Source organism: Brucella sp. 22210 (assembly GCF_052045675.1).
In the GTDB taxonomy this organism is placed as follows: domain Bacteria; phylum Pseudomonadota; class Alphaproteobacteria; order Rhizobiales; family Rhizobiaceae; genus Brucella.
The window spans coordinates 1-855 of the sequence record NZ_JBQEPD010000136.1; the positions used below are offsets into that span (position 1 = coordinate 1).

Sequence of the window (855 nt, forward strand, 5' to 3'; positions counted from 1 at the left end):
TTGTTGCGCTCGGGATGGTTCGGATCGCATAAGCGGCCAATCAGGTCATCTTCGTGCCAGCGAGTATGGACGACGACGATGCCGGACTTCGAGTGCGTACGGGTGAAAACAACCGCGTTGAACCATTTCCATATGTTTTCGCGATAAATCTCGCTCTGCGCGTCTTCGTCAGAACGAATAGGGTCGTCCACGATGAAGAAGTCTGCGGGTTTGCCCGTACCGGAACCGCCGACGCCAACGAACGCTGTTTTACCGCCCTGCTCCGAAATCAGCAGGTTGAGCGCACCTTTCTGCAGCTGATGGTTCGGGAAAACCGCCTGGTGAAGCGGGTTCTGGATATTGGTACGGACTTCAGACCCGAATTCCTCGGCAAACGTCTGGTTGTACGTGCCGAGCATGAGATTGCGGTACGGGTCGCGGCCCGTGCACCAAGCCGGAAACGCGCGTGAAATGATCTGGCTCTTGCCAAGCTGCGGGCCAATGGACACGGCCACGCGCTTTTTCTTGCCCTGTTCGACAAGTTCAAGGATGCGCGCAAGGATTTGCGCCTGTGGCGTGATGACGTAGCGCGACATATCCGGGTTTTCGAGGTCTTCCGGATCCGGCATTTGCAACTGACAATACCGCAACAGACTGTCGCGCGCCTGCACGCGGGCGTGCTGGAGCTTCAACAGCTTGCGCTTCTGTTCCAGCAGGTTGCGTGTTGCGTTGCTCATAATGTCTTATAGTCTTTTTCCTTTTTTAAGACAATAGAGCGTGCGCGGTGGCTAACTTGCACTTTGCAAAATACGCCGTTAAATGAAGGTCGCACGGAGGGCGGAATGACCACAGCAGTTCGGAAAGATTTAAAAGCGC

At 55.2% G+C, this 855-nt stretch carries 1 protein-coding gene; it reads right to left on the minus strand.

Annotation, left to right across the window (positions count from 1 at the left end):
- Window positions 1-716 (minus strand): terminase large subunit domain-containing protein (locus ACTJKP_RS26980; protein WP_440632845.1); only part of this gene is annotated, 716 nt, incomplete at its 3' end.
- Window positions 717-855: the final 139 nt, after the last annotated feature.